Here is a 15,585-nt window from a genome sequence, read left to right as displayed (position 1 = left end):
TCAGTTCTCCTTGTCGGTCTCGTCGGGGCCCGCGACCCCGTCCTCGTCGATCCGCGAACACACGATAGTCCCCACCTGGCGGCGCCTCCCGCGCGCTTCCTCGGCCTCCATGCGCACGCCCGCGGCCTCGCCGACCGCGCCGGGCAGGGGGACGCGGCCGATGGCCTTGGCGAGGAGGCCCCCGACGGAGTCGACGTCCTCGTCCTCGATCTCCAGTCCGACGAGCTCGCCGAGCTCGCCGATGGGCAGGCGCGACGGGACCCGCCACACGCCCGGCGCGATCTCCTCGGGCTCGACGACGTGGCGGTCGTGCTCGTCGGTGAGCTCGCCGACGACCTCCTCGATGAGGTCCTCGAGGGTGACGAGCCCGGCGACCCCGCCGTACTCGTCGATGACGATCGCCATGTGGAAGTGGTCGGCCTGCATCTGGCGCAGCAGGTCGTCGGCGGGCTTCATCTCGATCGTGTACTCGACGGGGCGCATCATCTGCTCGGCCGTCAGGTCGAGGTCCCGCCCGTGGGTCTCGCGCCGGGCGACAACGTCCTTGAAGTAGAGGATGCCGCGGATGTCGTCGACGTCGTCGCCGACGACGGGCACGCGCGAGAAGCCCGAGCGCACGAAGAGCCGCAGGGCCTTGCCGGCGGGCAGGCCGGCGTCGGCGGTCACCATGGCGGTACGCGGGACCATGACCTCGCGCACGAGGGTGTGCCCCAGGTCGAGGACGGAGCGCAGCATCTCCCGGTCCTCGTCCTCCAGCCCCTCGGTCTCGCCGACCTGGTCGACCATCTCGCGCAGGTCGTTGGCCATCTCCGCCCGGGCCTCCGCCTCCGTCTGGGCAGGCTGGGGCAGCCTCCCGCGGATCCTCTCGACGAGGGGGTCGAAGGCGCGGGTCGCGGCGACCATCGCCGATGCGGCGCCGGTGCCCGCCAGGGCGATCCCCTCGGGCCTGCGGCCCCCCCACCGGGTCGGCAGGAGGGAGACGAGGAAGAACTGGAGGGTCGACACGAGGCCGACGGACACGAGGGCGACGACCCACCAGGGGAGGTGGGCGCGCACGAGGAGGAGGGTGACGAGGACGGCGACGACGACCTGGAAGAACGTGCGGCCCCCCCGCAGCGCCAGGCTCGCGCGGGTCCGGTGCCCGAGGAGGGCCCGCAGGTCGTGGGCGCGCGGCCGGTCCTCGTCGACGAGGTCGTCGACGGCGGCCAGGGACAGGCGCTGGAAGGCGACGTCGAGCGCCTGGAGGAGGCTCGCGGCCGCCAGGGCGACGACGGTGACGACGAGGAGGGCGGCGACGGGGATCGAGTCGGCGGCGGCGCTCGTCATCGGGTCGCGAGGAAGGTCAGGAGGAGCTTTCGCTGGAGGGCGAACATCTCCTCGCGCTCGGCGTCCTCGGCGTGATCGTACCCCATGAGGTGAAGCATCCCGTGGGTGGCCAGGAGGAGCATCTCCTCGACCGTCGAGTGCCCGGCCTCGCGGGCCTGCTCCTCGGCGACCTGGGGGCAGATGCAGATGTCGCCGAGGGTTCCCGGCGGCGTCGGCCGGTCCGGCGTGCCTGGGCGCAGCTCGTCCATGGGGAAGCTCATGACGTCGGTGGGGCCGGGCAGGTCGAGCCAGCGCACGTGCAGGTCGGCCATCGGCTCGGGGTCGATGAACAGGATGTTGAGCTCGGCGTCGGTGGCGACGTGCATGGCGGTGAGCACGTGGTCGGCGAGGGCCGCGAACTCGGAGCCGTCGATCTCGTAGTCGGTCTCATTGATGACCTCGGTCATGCCTGGTCCCCTTCTTCAGCGGTGGCGGGCGCGGGAGGCGCGGATGCGGTCGCGCCCGGTCTCGGCGCGCAGGCGGCGCGCGGCGGCCCCGGCCTCGTCCCAGCGCGAGTAGGCGTCGATGATCTGGCCGACGAGCTCGTGGCGGACCACGTCGGCGCTGGTCAGGTGGCAGAACTCGATGCCGTCGATCCCGTCGAGGATGCGCTCGATGACGGCGAGGCCCGACTGCTGGGCGCCTGGCAGGTCGACCTGGGAGGAGTCGCCGGTGACGACGATCTGGGAGTTGAAGCCCAGGCGGGTGAGGAACATCTTCATCTGGTTCGCCGTGGTGTTCTGGGCCTCGTCGAGGATGATGAAGGAGTCGTTGAGGGTCCTGCCGCGCATGTAGGCCAGGGGGGCCACCTCGATGGTCCCGGCGGCCATGAGCTTGGGCAGGGCCTCGGAGTCGAGCATGTCCTTGAGGGCGTCGTACAGGGGCCGCAGGTATGGGTCGATCTTGTCGGTGAGGGAGCCGGGCAGGAATCCGAGGTTCTCACCGGCCTCGACGGCGGGGCGGGTGAGGACGATGCGGCGAGCCTGCCCCGACAGGAGGCGCTGCACGGCGCGGGCCATCGCCAGGTAGGTCTTGCCGGTGCCGGCCGGGCCGATGCCGAAGACGACGGTCGACCGGTCGATGGCGTCCGCGTACGCCTTCTGCCCGGGGGTCTTCGGGCGGATCGCGCGGCCGCGGACCGACAGAATCTCGTCGCCGGGGGCCGAGGCCAGGCTCGTCGACGTCAGCAGGGAGATCGCGTGCTCGACGGCAGCCGCGTCGAGCGGCTGTCCGCGCTTGGCCAGCGAGATCAGCTCCTCGAGGAGCTGGGCGGCCGTGTCGGTATCGTGGCGGTGCCCGCTCAGCGAGATCTCCCGTCCGACGACGAGGACGCGCACGCGGGCGAAGCCCCGTTCGACGGCGCGCAGCACCTGGTCGGAGGTCCCCAGGACGAGGACCGGGTCGACGTCGGCGGGGATGACGACGCGACGGGTCGTCGTGACGATGCTCTCGGTGGTCGGATCGCTCATGGGCGGGCGAGGGCCTCCTTCGGGTGTGCTCCTGCGGAGAGTCTAGCCTCCGCCGGTCGTGGCGGCCGAGGACGCGCATCGGGGATACTCGGGGGGTGCGCCACCTCGAGGACCTCCTGTCCGCCCCGCCGGATCTGCCGGTCGTCTCCGCCCTCGGCGCCCTCGCCCGCGCCTGCGAGTCGGGCGCCGCGCTGGTCGTCACCGCCCCGCCGGGCACGGGCAAGACGACGCTCCTGCCGCCGGCCGTGGCCTGCGCCCTGACGTCGCCGGGCCGCGGACGCGTCCTCGTCACCCAGCCGCGCCGAGTCGCCGTTCGGGCGGCGGCCCGCCGGATCGCCTCCCTCCTGGGCGAGGGCGTCGGCGGCCACGTCGGCTACTCGGTGCGCGGGGACTCGCGGGTCTCGGCGGCGACGCGCGTCGAGATGGTCACCCCCGGCGTCCTCCTGCGCCGCCTCCACGCCGACCCTGAGCTGCCCGGGGTCGCGGGCGTCGTCCTCGACGAGTTCCACGAGCGCGACCTCGACACGGATCTCGCCCTGGCGTTCCTCCTCGACGTGCGCCAGGCGCTGCGCGACGACCTCGTCGTCGCCGTCGCCTCCGCGACCCTCGAGGCCGACCGCGTCCGCTCCCTCCTGGAGTCGGCCGTCGGCAGGGCGCCCGCGCGCATCGACGTGCCCGGCGTCCTCCACCCGTTGACCGTCCGGTGGGAGCCCCCGCCTCGCGGCGCCGAGCCCCTCGGCCCGGTGGGGGACGGGAGGATCGGCGTGCGCAGGGAATTCCTCGGCCACGTCGCCCGCAGCGTCGTCTCCCACCTGGGGGACTCCTCGGGCGACGTCCTCGTGTTCGTGCCCGGCGCCGCCGAGATCGAGCGCGTCTGCGCCCTCCTGGACGGCGTCGACGCCGACGTCCTCCCCCTCCACGGCTCCCTGCCCGCGCGTGCCCAGGACGAGGCACTGGCCCCGGGGAGAAGGCGCCGGATCGTCGTGAGCACGGCGGTCGCCGAGTCCTCCCTGACGGTCGCCGGCGTCGACCTCGTCGTCGACGCGTGCCTGGCGCGCGAGCCGCGGCTCGACGCGGCTCGCGGCGTCTCCCGGCTCGTCACCGTCCCCGCGTCGCGGGCGCGCCTGGATCAGAGGGCGGGCCGCGCGGCGCGCCTGGGGCCCGGCACGGCCGTGCGCCTCATCGACGAGGCGGACTGGGCGCGCCGACCCGCCCAGTCGGAACCCGCGATCCGCGTCGCGGACCTGACGGGACTGCGCCTCCAGAGCGCCGCGTGGGGGGCTCCGGACTGCTCCGGGCTGGCTCTCCTCGATCCGCCCCCGGCTGGGGCCTTCGAATCGGCGGGGGCGCGGCTGCGCTCGATCGGGGCGATCGACGCCGCGGGGGCGGCGACCCGCCTCGGGCGGCGCCTCGCCCGCTTCCCCCTCGACCCTCCGCTGGCCCGCGCCCTCGTCGACGCCGCTCCCGTCCTCGGCGCCCGCCGCGCCTGCCGGGTCGTCGCCCTCCTCGGCGCCGACCTGCGCTCCCCCGGCGCCGACCTCGCGGCCCTCGACAGGCGCCTCGACGAGGCGCGCGATCCCGACTCGCGGCGCGTGCGCGACGACGCCCGGCGCCTGGAGGCCCTGCTCGGGTCCGAGCCCGCCGCTTCGACCGGCGCCGGCGCGCGCGTGGCCGCCGGGCGCGAAGAATCGCTCGGGCTCGTCGCCGCCCTCGCCCGACCCGACTGGATCGCCCGCAGGCGCCCGGGGTCGACGTCGTACCTGCTCGCCCAGGGCGTCGGCGCCGACCTTCCCGCGGCCTCCCCGCTCGAGGGGCAGGAGTGGCTGGCCGTGGCCTCCCTGGATCGCACGGGCGGCGCCCGTCAGGCGAGGATCCTGTCCGCCGCGCCCCTCGACGAGGTCGCCGCTTTGGAGGCCGGGGCTCCCCTCCTCGTCGACGAGTCCCGCGCCCGAGTCGTCGACGGCCGCGTCCGGGCGACCCGTGAGCGCCGCCTGGGGGCGATCCCCCTGGCCTCGCGCGACGCCGGCCGGGTCGGCGCCGATGAGGCGGTGTGCCTCGTCCTCGACGCGCTGCGCGCCGATGGGCTCGACGCCCTCGGATGGTCGGCCCCGGCCAGGTCCCTGCGCGAACGGATGGCGGCGCTCCACCGGGCCGTGGGGGCCCCGTGGCCCGCGGTCGACGACGAGGCCCTGCTCGCCCGAGCCGACGAGTGGCTCGCCCCGCGGGGGCCGGATCTGGGGCGCGGGGCGCGCCTCGACTCGGTGTCGATGCTCGACGCCCTGCGGGCCCTCATGCCGTGGCCGCAGGCCTCTCGGCTCGACGAGCTCGCCCCGGAGTCGCTGGAGATCCCCGCCGGGGGGAGGCGTCCCGTCGACTGGTCGAGCGGGACCCCGGCCCTGTCCCTTCGCGTCCAGCAGGCCTTCGGCTGGACGCGCGCGCCGGTTCTCGCCGACGGCGCCCTCCCCCTCGTCCTCCACCTGACCGATCCGGCGGGGCGCCCCGTCGCCGTGACCTCGGATCTCGAGTCGTTCTGGGGCGAGCCGTACCGGCAGGTCCGCGCCCAGCTCCGGGGCCGCTACCCGAAGCACCCGTGGCCCGAGGACCCGCTGAGCGCGACCCCGACGTCCCGAGCCAAGCCCCGGCGCTGACCCCGTGCCAGGCGGCGCCTCGACTCGTCGTCATCGCAGGGGGCCGGGACCCGCATGAGCGGCGGCCGGCCCCGGACTCATCGGGCGCGCGGCCCGGTGCGGCTCACTCGCCGCGGGCCTTCATGTCCTCCAGGGTCTGCGGGAAGGAGAAGGTCGCGGGGTCTCCACCGACTCGTCCGTCCTCGCGGTGGAGGAGGTTGAGCTCGTCGGCGTCCACGTCGGACAGGGCGACGGCGGCGGCCGCGAGGTTCTCGGCCATGCGGTCGGGGTGGACCGACTTGGGGATGACGACGTGGCCGACGCTCAGGTGCCAGGCGAGGACGACCTGGGCGGGGGTCGATCCGATGCGGTCGGCGATGGACACGACCGTGGGGTCGGCGAGGTCGGCGCCCTGGCCGAGCGGGGAGTAGGCCTCGACGACGACTCCGAGGTCTCGGCACAGGGCGCGCAGCTCGGGCCGGTGGAACAGGGGGTGGGCCTCGATCTGGTTGACGGCGGGGACGACGCCGGTCTCGTCGACGAGGCGGAGCAGGTGATCGGGCAGGAAGTTCGACACGCCGATGGAGGTGGCCAGGCCCTCGTCGCGGATCCGGATGAGTTCCTCCCATGTCTCGACGTAGAGGTCGGCGCTGGGAACGGGCCAGTGGATGAGGTAGAGGTCGACGCGATCGAGGCCCAGGGCGTCGAGGGACCTCTCGAAGGCCTCACGGGCGCGATTCGCGCCCTGGTCGTAGTTGCGCAGCTTGGTCGTCACGAAGATGTCGTCACGCGCCAGGCCCGATCCGTTGACCGCCTCGCCGACTCCCGCCTCGTTGTAGTAGCCGGCGGCGGTGTCGATATGGCGGTAGCCGATGCTGAGAGCCTCCTCGACGGCGGCCCGGGTCTGCTCCGGGGGGATCTGGAAGGTGCCGAAGCCGATCTGCGGGATCGTCGCCGCGGAGTTGAGGGTGAGGACGGGGGCGTCTGGGAGAGTGCTCATGCTTTCACCCTACGGCGGCTCGTCCCGGCGCGCGCGGGGATCGCGCGGGAATGCCCAGAGGGGAGCCCCTCCCGGCCTCGTCGGTCCGGGAGGGGCTCGTGAGTCGGGTGGTCAGCGCCCGGCGCGCCGCTTGGATGCGCCGAGGGCTCCCGCGCCGACGGCGAGCGCGGCGAGGGCGGCCAGGAGCGCGATGGCGTCGGCGCCGGTGGCCGCGAGCTTCGTGGCCGTGGCCGCTCCTTTGTCCCGCGTCGAGGCCGGTGCGGCCGGGGCGTCGCCCGTCGGGGCGGGGCCCTCGGGGGCCGGAGTCGGATCGACCGGAGTCGGGTCCACCGGAGCGGGAGTCGCCGGCTCCGTGGACTCGGGATCGACGTCGATGAGGGGCTCGTCTTTCTCCTCGGCGACGGTGAACCGAACGGCGGCGGTGACGTCGTCGTCGGCCCTCTCGTCGTTGTTGCGCCCGTAGGCGGCGATGTCGAGCGTCAGCGAGGACCCCATGAGGCGCAGCGCCTCGAAGTCGACGAGGCCGGTCTCGACGACGACGGAGCCGTCGAAGGAGCCGTCCGCAGTGGCCTCGGCGGTGACCGCGTCGACCGGCTCGGCCGGGGCTCCAAGGGTCGCCGGGGCTGCGGCGGTGGGACCGGGGATGGAGACGACGGCCCGGGTCACGGGGCCGGACACGGGGACGCGCAGGTATGCCGCGGCCGGCAGGCCCGCCCCGTCGAGGGGCAGCCAGGTGGTCCCGTCGACCGAGTACTCGGCGGCGCCGATCGTCGGCCGGGGCTGATCCTTGAGGACGGCGGCCAAGGCGTTGACGAGGCCGGCGCCCTCGTAGGCCTTACCCGCCGGATCGGCGGTCAGGCGCGGCTTGAGCTCGGCGGCGTGCTTCTTGAGCAGAGCCGTGATCTCATCGACGCCGGCCTCGGGGTGAATCGCCCGCAGGAGGGCGCCGACCCCGGCGGCGTGCGGAGAGGCCATCGACGTGCCGTTGAGATTGGTGTAGTTGCTGCGGTACCGCATGGGGATCGTCGAGTAGATCCCGGTACCCGGGGCGGCCACGTCCACGGAGTCGACGCCGTAGTTGGAGAAGGTCGAGCGCGCGAGATCGGCCTGCGCGGGATCCGCGGCGGCGTCCATCATCGCGACGGCGGAGACGGAGATCACGCCGGGGAGCATCGAGGGGATGTCGACCCCGGAGGTGACGTCCCGGTCGCGGATGAACTGGTCCTCGGGCAGGTCGTTGGGCGATCCGGAGTCGGTCGTCGGGTTGTCGTGGTCGGTGTCCGAGTTGCCCTCGGCGCCGAAGTGGACGACTCCGGCGGCGGCCGAGTACTCGACGGCCCGGCGCACGACCTCCAGTCCGGCGGCCTGGCTGGCCTCGGTGGGGACCCAGTACTCCCACGGATCGACGTAGTAGCTGTTGTTCGTCACGTCGAAGTCGTGATCGGCGGCCCATACGAAGCCGCAGGCGACGTACTCGGGGTAGAAGAGCCCGTCGGCGTTCGAGACCTTGACGGCGGCGAGGCGAGCTCTCGGGGCGACCCCGTCGAGGCCCGCGCCGTTGTTCGCCGCGGCGATGGTGCCGGCGACGTGGGTGCCGTGGTAGTGGTCGTCGGCCCACGCGGCCGGGGCGGGGTTGGGGACGCCGTTGACCTGGCAGCCGACCGACTTGTCGGCGTCGACCTGGGCGGCGAGGTCGGGGTGGGTCGCGTCGATGCCGGTGTCGAGGACTCCGACGGTGACGGGTTCGAGGGGGACGTCGACGGCGGCGGCCTCGATGGCGCCGATGGCGGTCAGCCCCCACGCCCGCGCGTTCTCGGGGTCGGGGGCGTACTCGTCGAGCTGGCTGGCGCCCTGCCCCCCGCCGGCGCCGGGCGCGACGGGGGCGCCGGGGACGACGTCGGGGACGACGACCTCGGCTCCGGAGACGGGGGCCTGGCGGGTCGGGCCGATGGAGGCGATCGGCAGCCCGACGCCCGCGGCCTCGTTGTTGAGCGTGCCGGCGAACGCCCCATCGGCCGATTGGGCGAAGAAGGAGTTGAACTCGGGGTACTGCTCGAGGACGACGGCCCCGAGGGCCTCGGCCCTGGCGACGGCGTCGGCGAACTGGGCGGCCGAGGCCGACGCCGCGAGGTTGACGGCGTAGTTGCGGGGCACGCCCTGCTCGGGGGCGCCGTCGGCGGTGATGTAGTCGGCCGATACGAGGGCGTCGGCGGCGGCTTGGGCGGGAGGCGCCGCAGGGGAGGCGGCCATCGCGAATCCGGCGACGACCGCCGCGGCGGCCCCGATCCGGACGCGCGCGGGGGTATTGCGCATGGTGGTTCTCATCTCTGACTCGTGACTGCGCTCGTCCGCGTGGGATGAGGACGAGACGTCGATCACTGTGCCAAAGAATCAAGTGGCGTCGACGACGAGGATCACATTGTGGAAAGGTCTATATTCAGTAAATAGATCCCCAAGCTCGTATGGACTGGATAAAGAAGCGGTGGGATCCGAGGATCCCACCGCTCCCGCAGCCGGTGCGTTCAGCCGAGCCCCTCGTCGAGGGCGAGGAGGTCCTCGATCCCCTGGGGTCGGATCATCCAGCGAGCGCACCCGTCCTCGACTGCGATGACGCCCGGCTTGGTCGCCATGTTGTAGTTCGACGCCATCGAGTACCCGTAGGCGCCGGTCGCCGGGACGGCGAGGAGATCGCCCGTGCGCACGTCGCCGGGCAGGTCGACGTCGCGGACGACGATGTCGCCGCTCTCGCAGTGCTTGCCCACGACGCGGCAGCGCACCGGGGCGCTCTTCCCGTGCCGGTTGGCCAGCACGGCCGTGTAGTCGGCCCCGTACAGGGCCGGGCGGATGTTATCCGACATTCCGCCGTCCACGGCGACGTAGCGGCGGGTGCCGCCTCCGGGCAGGGACACGTCCTTGACGGCGCCGACGCGGTAAAGGGTGATCGTCGTCGGCCCGACGGTCGACCGGCCCGGTTCGACGCTGACATGGGGGATCGCCAGGCCCAGGGCACCGCACCTGTCGCGCACGATCCGGGCCAGCGCGCGGGCGACCTCGACCGGAGGAGTCGGGACGGGGTCGGCGCCGGTGTAGGCGATGCCCACGCCGCCGCCCAGGTCCAGGGCCCCGACCTCGATCCCGAGCCGCTCGCGCGCGAGCGCGGCGAAATCGATGACGAGGCGGGCCGCCTCGACGAATGCCTCGACACCGAGGATCTGCGAGCCGATATGACTGTGGAGGCCCAGGAAATCGAGGTGCTCGGCGTCGCGCACCCGGCGGAGGACGTCGAGGGCCTGGCCGTCGGCGATGGACACGCCGAACTTCTGGTCCTCGTGAGCGGTCGCGATGTACTCGTTGCCGCCGGCGTGGATGCCGCATGTGAGGCGGACCATGACGGGCGCGCGCACGCCGAGCCCGTCGGCGATCGCCTCGATCCGATCGACCTCGCCGGCCGAGTCGATGAAGATCCGATGGACGCCCGATTCGAGGGCCAGGCGGATCTCCTCGTCGGATTTCGAGTTCCCGTGCAGGCCGATGCGCGCCGGATCGACCCCGGCCCGCAGGGCGAGGACGAGCTCTCCCAGGGACGCGGTGTCGACCCCCATCCCCTGACCGGTCACCGAGCGGACGACGTCCGCGGACAGGAACGCCTTGCCCGCGTAGAAGGCGTCGCCCCCGCTCATGCCGTACCCGTCCCAGAACTCCTCGGCCATGGCGCTGGCCCACACGCGGGCCCGGCCGGCCAGGTCGGCGGCGTCGACGACGAAGGCCGGGGTGGCGAAGTCGGCGGCGAGGCGGACCGCGCCCACTCCCCCGATGGTCAGCTCTCCGGAGGCGTCGCGCTTAGCCGTCCAGGGCCACAGGTCGGGCCGCTCGTCCGGTTCGGGGGCGACGAGGGAGCCGGCGGGGGCCTCGGGGCGAGCGCCGCTCTCCACGGTCACATCCTCTCCGGGGCGGACACGCCGAGCAGGCCGAGACCGGTGCGCAGGACCTGGGTCACCGCGTCGTTGAGCCACAGGCGCGCGACGTGCCCGGCGTCGACCGGGTCGTCGCCGCGCGGGGTGACGCGGCACTGGCCGTACCACGCGTGGTAGGCGGCGGCGAGCGACTCGAGGTAGCGGGCGACGCGGTGCGGCTCGCGCAGGTCGGCGGCCTGGGCGATCTGCGCGGGGAACTGGGCGAGGACTCCGAGCAGGTCGGCGTCCGCCGGAGCATCGAGGGCGCCCGGATCGAATCCGGCCTCTCGCGACACCCCGTGCTCGGCGGCGTTGCGCGCGACGTTGCGGGTGCGGGCGTGCGCGTACTGGACGTAGTAGACGGGGTTCTCGTTCGTGTGGCGGGTCAGCAGATCGAGGTCGATGTCGAGGGTGGAGTCCATCGACACGCGGACGAGGGCGTAGCGGGCGGCGTCCACGCCGACCGCCTCGACGAGGTCGTCGAGGGTGACGATGGTGCCGGCGCGCTTGGACATGCGCACGGGCTGGCCGTTCTTGACGAGGTTGACCATCTGTCCGATGAGGATCTGCATGTTCTCGCCGGGCGTGTCGCCGAAGGCCTCGCACATCGCCATCATGCGCCCGATGTAGCCGTGGTGGTCGGCGCCCAGCAGGTAGATCGCGGTGTCGGCGCCGCGGGTGCGCTTGTCGAGGTAGTAGGCGACGTCGCCGGCGAAGTAGGCGGCCTGGCCGTCGGACTTGATGAGGACCCGGTCCTTGTCGTCGCCGTAGGCGGTGGTGCGCAGCCAGACGGCGCCGCCGGAGTCGAAGACCTCCCCTCGCTCGCGCAGGCGGGCGATCGCGGCGTCCACGGCCCCGGAGGAGTGGAGGGAGTCCTCGTGGAAGAAGACGTCGAATTCGGAGCGGAAGTCGCGCAGGCGGGCCTTGATCTCGGCGAACATCAACTCGACGCCGCGGGCGCGGAACGCCTCGACGGCGGCCGCCTCGTCGAGGTCGACGGGGTCGGGCTCTCCCGCGGCGACGGCGTCGCGCCGGACCTGATCGGCGATGTCGGCGATGTATTGGCCGCCGTAGCCGTCCTCGGGGGCCTCCCGGCCCATGGCCCGGGCGTAGAGGGAGGACGCGAAGCGGTCGATCTGGGACCCATGGTCGTTGAAGTAGTACTCGCGGGTGACGGTCGCCCCCGAGGCGACCATGAGGCGGGCGAGGGAGTCCCCGACGGCGGCCCAGCGGGCGCCGCCCAGGTGAACGGGCCCGGTGGGGTTGGCCGAGACGTACTCGAGGTTGATGTGGGAGCCGGCGAGCTGCGGATTGGTCCCGTAGGCGTCGCCGGCCTCGACGATGGTCCGGGCGAGTTCGCCGGCCGAGGCGGCCGCCAGGCGGATATTGATGAATCCGGGTCCGGCGACCTCGACGGAGTCGATCCCCTCGTGGGCGGCGAGCGCGTCGGCGAGGACTCGGGCGACGTCGCGGGGGGCCATCGAGGCCTTCTTCGCCAGTTGCATGGCGATGTTCGTCGCCCAGTCGCCGTTGTCCCGGTTGCGGGGGCGCTCGACCTTGACGGCCTGGGGGAGGTCCTCGGGGGCCAGGGTCAGGCGGTCGTCGGCGGAGGCGGCGGCGAGGGCGTCGCGGATGAGGGAGGCGAGTTCTTCAGGAGTCACCCCCCCAGGGTAGTTGCGCGGGACGCCGCTGGGCGAACCGATCGTCCGCGCCGTCGTCTCCCCTGTCGGCGGCGCCCCTCGCCCCTCGATCCGAAACGTTTTCGGTCCATAGTGCCCCACCACCTGCGAAGACGCGGGATAAACGCTGTCAAGCCCGACAAATTCCTCTCACACCGTTGCCAAACCGTGACCCATTTCGCCTAGATTCGCCTACCGAAACGGCCGCCTTCCCCCTATAGTCCCCAGTACCGGAAACGTTACCGGTCGATTCGTCGGCCGATCGCCATCCGCACCCGTTCGGGCGACGCTGCCCGAGCCCCACAACCCGTCCGAAGGAGGACACCAGATGTCGACGCTCACCAGGGCCGCAGCGATCAGCATGACCGCAGCCGTAGCCCTCACCTCCCTGACCGCCTGCTCCTCGGGGGCCGATTCCGCCTCCTCCGGCGACGACTCCAAGGGCTCCGTCTACTACCTGAGCTTCAAGCCCGAGCAGGACGCGATCTGGCAGGAGGTCGCCAAGGCCTACCAGGAGGAGACCGGAGTCCCCGTCAAGGTCGTCACCGCCGCCTCGGGCACCTACGAGCAGACGCTGAAGTCCGAGATCGCCAAATCCGACGCCCCCACCCTCTTCCAGGTCAACGGCCCCATCGGCATGAGGACCTGGCAGGAGTACCTCGCCGACCTGTCCGACACCGAGATGTACAAGGACCTGCTCGACCAGTCGATGGCCCTGGGCGCCGACGACAAGATCCTCGGCATCCCCTACGTCGTCGAGGGCTACGGCATCATCTACAACGACGAGATCCTCAACGCGTACTTCGCCCTCGACGGCGCCAAGGCGACCTCCATGGACGACGTCACGAGCTTCGCCAAGCTCAAGGAGGTCGTCGAGGACATGCAGGCGAAGAAGGACCAGCTCGGCATCGACGGCGTCTTCGCCTCGACCTCCCTCAAGCCCGGCGAGGACTGGCGCTGGCAGACCCACCTTGCCGACCTGCCCGTGTACTTCGAGTACCAGGACAACAAGGTCGACGACATGGACGAGCTGACGTTCGCCCACAACGAGGAGTTCAAGAACATCTTCGACCTCTACCTCAACAACTCGACGATCGAGCCCGCCCTCGCCTCCTCCAAGGCCGTCACCGACTCGATGGCCGAATTCGCCCTCGGCAAGGCCGCCATGGTTCAGAACGGCAACTGGGCCTACGGCCAGGTCTCCGAGGTCCAGGGCAACACGGTCAAGGCCGAGAGCGTCAAGATGCTCCCGATCTACACCGGGCACAAGGGCGAGGAGACCCAGGGCCTCAACGTCGGCACCGAGAACTTCTTCGCCGTCAACTCCAAGGCCTCCGAAGCCGACCAGAAGGCCTCCAAGGACTTCATGGACTGGCTGATCACCAGCGAGAAGGGCAAGAAGTTCATGGTCGAGGACCTCGGCTTCATCCCGCCGTTCAACACCTTCGGCGACGACGAGCGCCCGTCCGACCCCCTCGCCCAGGAAGTCATCGCCTCGATGGCCAACCCCCAGACCACGACCATCCCGTGGGTGTTCACGACCTTCCCGAGCCAGAGCTTCAAGGACGACTTCGGGGCCGCCCTGTCCCAGTACGCCGCCGGGCAGATGGATTGGACCGAGGTCGTCGACCTGTTCGTCTCCGGCTGGAAGGCCGAGAAGGGCGCCTGACGCGCCGCGACACCGGACACCAACCAGAGCGGGTGCGCGTCGTCCGCACGGACTGCGCGCACCCGCTCCCCTTCCACGAATCGGAGCCACGCCCATGCTCAAGAGCCTCACGAAACTCGGGCCCGTATTCCTCGGCCCGACACTCGTCGCCTTCCTCATCGCCTTCCTCGCGCCCTTCGCGATCGGCCTGTACCTGTCCTTCTCCTCCTTCACGACGGTCACCGACGCCTCATTCGTCGGCATCGACAACTACATCAGGGCCTTCAGCGAATCGGAGGGATTCGTCAGGGCCATCGCCTTCACCGCCGCGATCACCATCCTGTCGGTCGTCTCCGTCAACGTCTTCGCCTTCGCCATCGCCTACCTGCTCACCCGCAAGCTCAAGGGCACGAACTTCTTCCGCACGGTGTTCTTCATGCCCAACCTCATCGGCGGCATCGTCCTGGGCTACACGTGGCAGACCATCATCAACGCCATCCTCCTGAAGTGGAACACGACCCTCGTCACCAACCAGTGGTACGGGTTCGTCGGCATCATCGTCCTGCTCAACTGGCAGATGGTCGGCTACATGATGATCATCTACATCGCCGGCCTCCAGTCCGTTCCCAAGGAGCTCATCGAAGCCGCCCAGATCGACGGCGCCGGCAAGTGGCTCACCCTGCGCAACGTGACGATCCCCATGGTCATGCCCTCGATCACCATCTGCCTCTTCCTCACCCTGAGCAACTCCTTCAAGCTCTTCGACCAGAACCTCGCCCTGACCAACGGCGCCCCCCTGCACAAGACGGAGATGGCGGCGCTCAACATCGTCGACACGTTCTTCGGGCGTCCCGGGCACGAGGGCGTCGGCCAGGCCAAGGCCGTGGTCTTCTTCCTCCTCGTCTCCGCCATCGCATTCATCCAACTGCGCGCCACTCGAAGCAAGGAGGTCGAAGCGTGAGCACCGCACCCACCACCACCCAGAACCCGACGACAGACTCCCCCTCCCGCGGCCTCCTCGGCACGACCCTGACCTACGTCGTCCTCGCCGCGCTGACAGCCGTGTTCCTCGGCCCCCTCCTGTTCATCCTCATGAACTCGTTCAAGGGGCGATTCTTCATCTCCGACAGCCCCTTCTCCCTGCCCGGGGGCGAGACCTGGGCGGGGATCGAGAACTACCTCAACGGCGTCAGCGTGACGAACTTCTTCGCCGCGGCCGGCTGGTCCTTCTTCATCACCATCGGCTCGGTCGCCGTCATCGTCTTCTTCTGCGCGATGACCGCCTACTACATCACCCGGGTCAAGACGTGGTGGACGAACGTGCTCTACCTCCTCTTCGTGTTCTCCATGGTCGTCCCCTTCCAGATGGTGATGTTCCCGACCGTCAAGATCGCCGACATCCTCAACCTCGACAACCCGCTCGGCATGATCGTCCTCTACCTCGGATTCGGCGCGGGGCTGTCGGTCTTCGTGTTCTCCGGCTTCGTCAAGTCGATCCCGATCGAGATCGAGGAGGCCTCGATGATCGACGGGTGCGGGCCCCTCCAGAACTACTTCCGCATCGTCATGCCGATGCTCAAGCCCGTGATGATCACCGTCGCCATCCTCAACGCGATGTGGGTGTGGAACGACTACCTCCTGCCCTACCTCGTCATCGGCCTGGCGACCCCCTTCAAGACGATCCCCGTCGTCGTCCAGCAGCTCGTCGGCTCCCACGGGTCCAACGACCTCGGGGCGCTCATGGCGATGCTCGTCCTCGCGATCATCCCCATCGTCGCCTTCTACCTCGCCAGCCAGAAGTACATCATCGAGGGCGTCGTCGCCGGCGCCGTGAAGGGATAAGC

General features: G+C 71.3%; 11 protein-coding genes. 4 read left to right on the top strand and 7 right to left on the bottom strand.

Annotation, left to right across the window (positions count from 1 at the left end):
- From M3T53_RS03175 to M3T53_RS03165, 3 genes are read right to left on the bottom strand one after another with little or no spacing between them, the layout of a single operon-like run.
- Positions 1–1,326 carry a hemolysin family protein gene (locus M3T53_RS03175; protein ID WP_272433009.1) on the bottom strand — a complete coding sequence of 442 codons (1,326 nt, stop codon included), beginning with the start codon at positions 1,324–1,326 and terminating at the stop codon, positions 1–3.
- The gene (ybeY, locus tag M3T53_RS03170; protein ID WP_272433008.1) at positions 1,323–1,772 is read right to left on the bottom strand and encodes an rRNA maturation RNase YbeY; all 450 of its coding nucleotides are present in this window, start codon (positions 1,770–1,772) and stop codon (positions 1,323–1,325) included. The genes M3T53_RS03175 and ybeY overlap by 4 nt, the downstream gene beginning before the upstream one ends.
- Before the next feature lie 15 nt (positions 1,773–1,787).
- On the bottom strand, positions 1,788–2,834 hold the full coding sequence (locus M3T53_RS03165) for a PhoH family protein (protein WP_272433006.1): 1,047 nt from the start codon (positions 2,832–2,834) through the stop codon (positions 1,788–1,790).
- 95 nt (positions 2,835–2,929) lie between these two features.
- Here M3T53_RS03165 and hrpB point away from each other — a divergent pair, with 95 nt between their 5' ends.
- The gene (gene hrpB / locus M3T53_RS03160; protein ID WP_272433005.1) at positions 2,930–5,482 is read left to right on the top strand and encodes an ATP-dependent helicase HrpB; all 2,553 of its coding nucleotides are present in this window, start codon (positions 2,930–2,932) and stop codon (positions 5,480–5,482) included.
- Between the two features lie 103 nt (positions 5,483–5,585).
- Here hrpB and M3T53_RS03155 read toward each other — a convergent pair whose 3' ends face one another.
- The 4 genes from M3T53_RS03155 to argS all read right to left on the bottom strand — a co-directional run bounded on the left by M3T53_RS03155 (position 5,586) and on the right by argS (position 12,075).
- Positions 5,586–6,461 carry an aldo/keto reductase gene (locus tag M3T53_RS03155; protein WP_272433004.1) on the bottom strand — a complete coding sequence of 292 codons (876 nt, stop codon included), beginning with the start codon at positions 6,459–6,461 and terminating at the stop codon, positions 5,586–5,588.
- A 111-nt stretch (positions 6,462–6,572) separates the two neighbouring features.
- A complete protein-coding gene (locus tag M3T53_RS03150) occupies positions 6,573–8,774 on the bottom strand; it encodes a S8 family peptidase (protein WP_272433003.1) in 2,202 nt (733 codons plus the stop codon).
- 209 nt (positions 8,775–8,983) lie between these two features.
- Positions 8,984–10,399 (bottom strand): diaminopimelate decarboxylase, encoded by a 1,416-nt coding sequence (gene lysA / locus M3T53_RS03145; RefSeq protein WP_442866916.1) that lies wholly within the window; start codon positions 10,397–10,399, stop codon positions 8,984–8,986.
- Positions 10,396–12,075 carry an arginine--tRNA ligase gene (argS, locus tag M3T53_RS03140; protein WP_272433001.1) on the bottom strand — a complete coding sequence of 560 codons (1,680 nt, stop codon included), beginning with the start codon at positions 12,073–12,075 and terminating at the stop codon, positions 10,396–10,398. The genes lysA and argS overlap by 4 nt, the downstream gene beginning before the upstream one ends.
- Positions 12,076–12,421: 346 nt before the next feature.
- On the opposite strand from argS, the gene M3T53_RS03135 reads away from it, so the two are divergent.
- The 3 genes from M3T53_RS03135 (at position 12,422) to M3T53_RS03125 (ending at position 15,583) form a co-directional block, all read left to right on the top strand.
- Positions 12,422–13,762: an ABC transporter substrate-binding protein gene (locus tag M3T53_RS03135; protein WP_272433000.1), complete on the top strand. Its 1,341-nt coding sequence runs from the start codon at positions 12,422–12,424 to the stop codon at positions 13,760–13,762.
- A 94-nt stretch (positions 13,763–13,856) separates the two neighbouring features.
- Positions 13,857–14,702, top strand: coding sequence for a carbohydrate ABC transporter permease (locus M3T53_RS03130; protein WP_272432999.1), 846 nt, complete (start codon positions 13,857–13,859; stop codon positions 14,700–14,702).
- Positions 14,699–15,583 carry a carbohydrate ABC transporter permease gene (locus M3T53_RS03125; protein WP_272432998.1) on the top strand — a complete coding sequence of 295 codons (885 nt, stop codon included), beginning with the start codon at positions 14,699–14,701 and terminating at the stop codon, positions 15,581–15,583. Before M3T53_RS03130 ends, M3T53_RS03125 begins: the two co-directional genes overlap by 4 nt.
- The last annotated feature ends 2 nt before the right edge of the window (positions 15,584–15,585 follow it).

Origin of the sequence: Actinomyces sp. B33, from assembly GCF_028437565.1 — a bacterium.
GTDB lineage: Bacteria > Actinomycetota > Actinomycetes > Actinomycetales > Actinomycetaceae > Pauljensenia.
This window is presented reverse-complemented; position numbering and strand designations above follow the sequence as displayed.

Coding starts and splice junctions, on each gene's coding strand:
- M3T53_RS03175 (WP_272433009.1), bottom strand. CDS start 1,326: ATGACGAGCGCCGCCGCCGACTCGATCCCCGTCGCCGCCCTCCTCGTC.
- ybeY (WP_272433008.1), bottom strand. CDS start 1,772: ATGACCGAGGTCATCAATGAGACCGACTACGAGATCGACGGCTCCGAG.
- M3T53_RS03165 (WP_272433006.1), bottom strand. CDS start 2,834: ATGAGCGATCCGACCACCGAGAGCATCGTCACGACGACCCGTCGCGTC.
- M3T53_RS03155 (WP_272433004.1), bottom strand. CDS start 6,461: ATGAGCACTCTCCCAGACGCCCCCGTCCTCACCCTCAACTCCGCGGCG.
- M3T53_RS03150 (WP_272433003.1), bottom strand. CDS start 8,774: ATGCGCAATACCCCCGCGCGCGTCCGGATCGGGGCCGCCGCGGCGGTC.
- M3T53_RS03135 (WP_272433000.1), top strand. CDS start 12,422: ATGTCGACGCTCACCAGGGCCGCAGCGATCAGCATGACCGCAGCCGTA.
- M3T53_RS03130 (WP_272432999.1), top strand. CDS start 13,857: ATGCTCAAGAGCCTCACGAAACTCGGGCCCGTATTCCTCGGCCCGACA.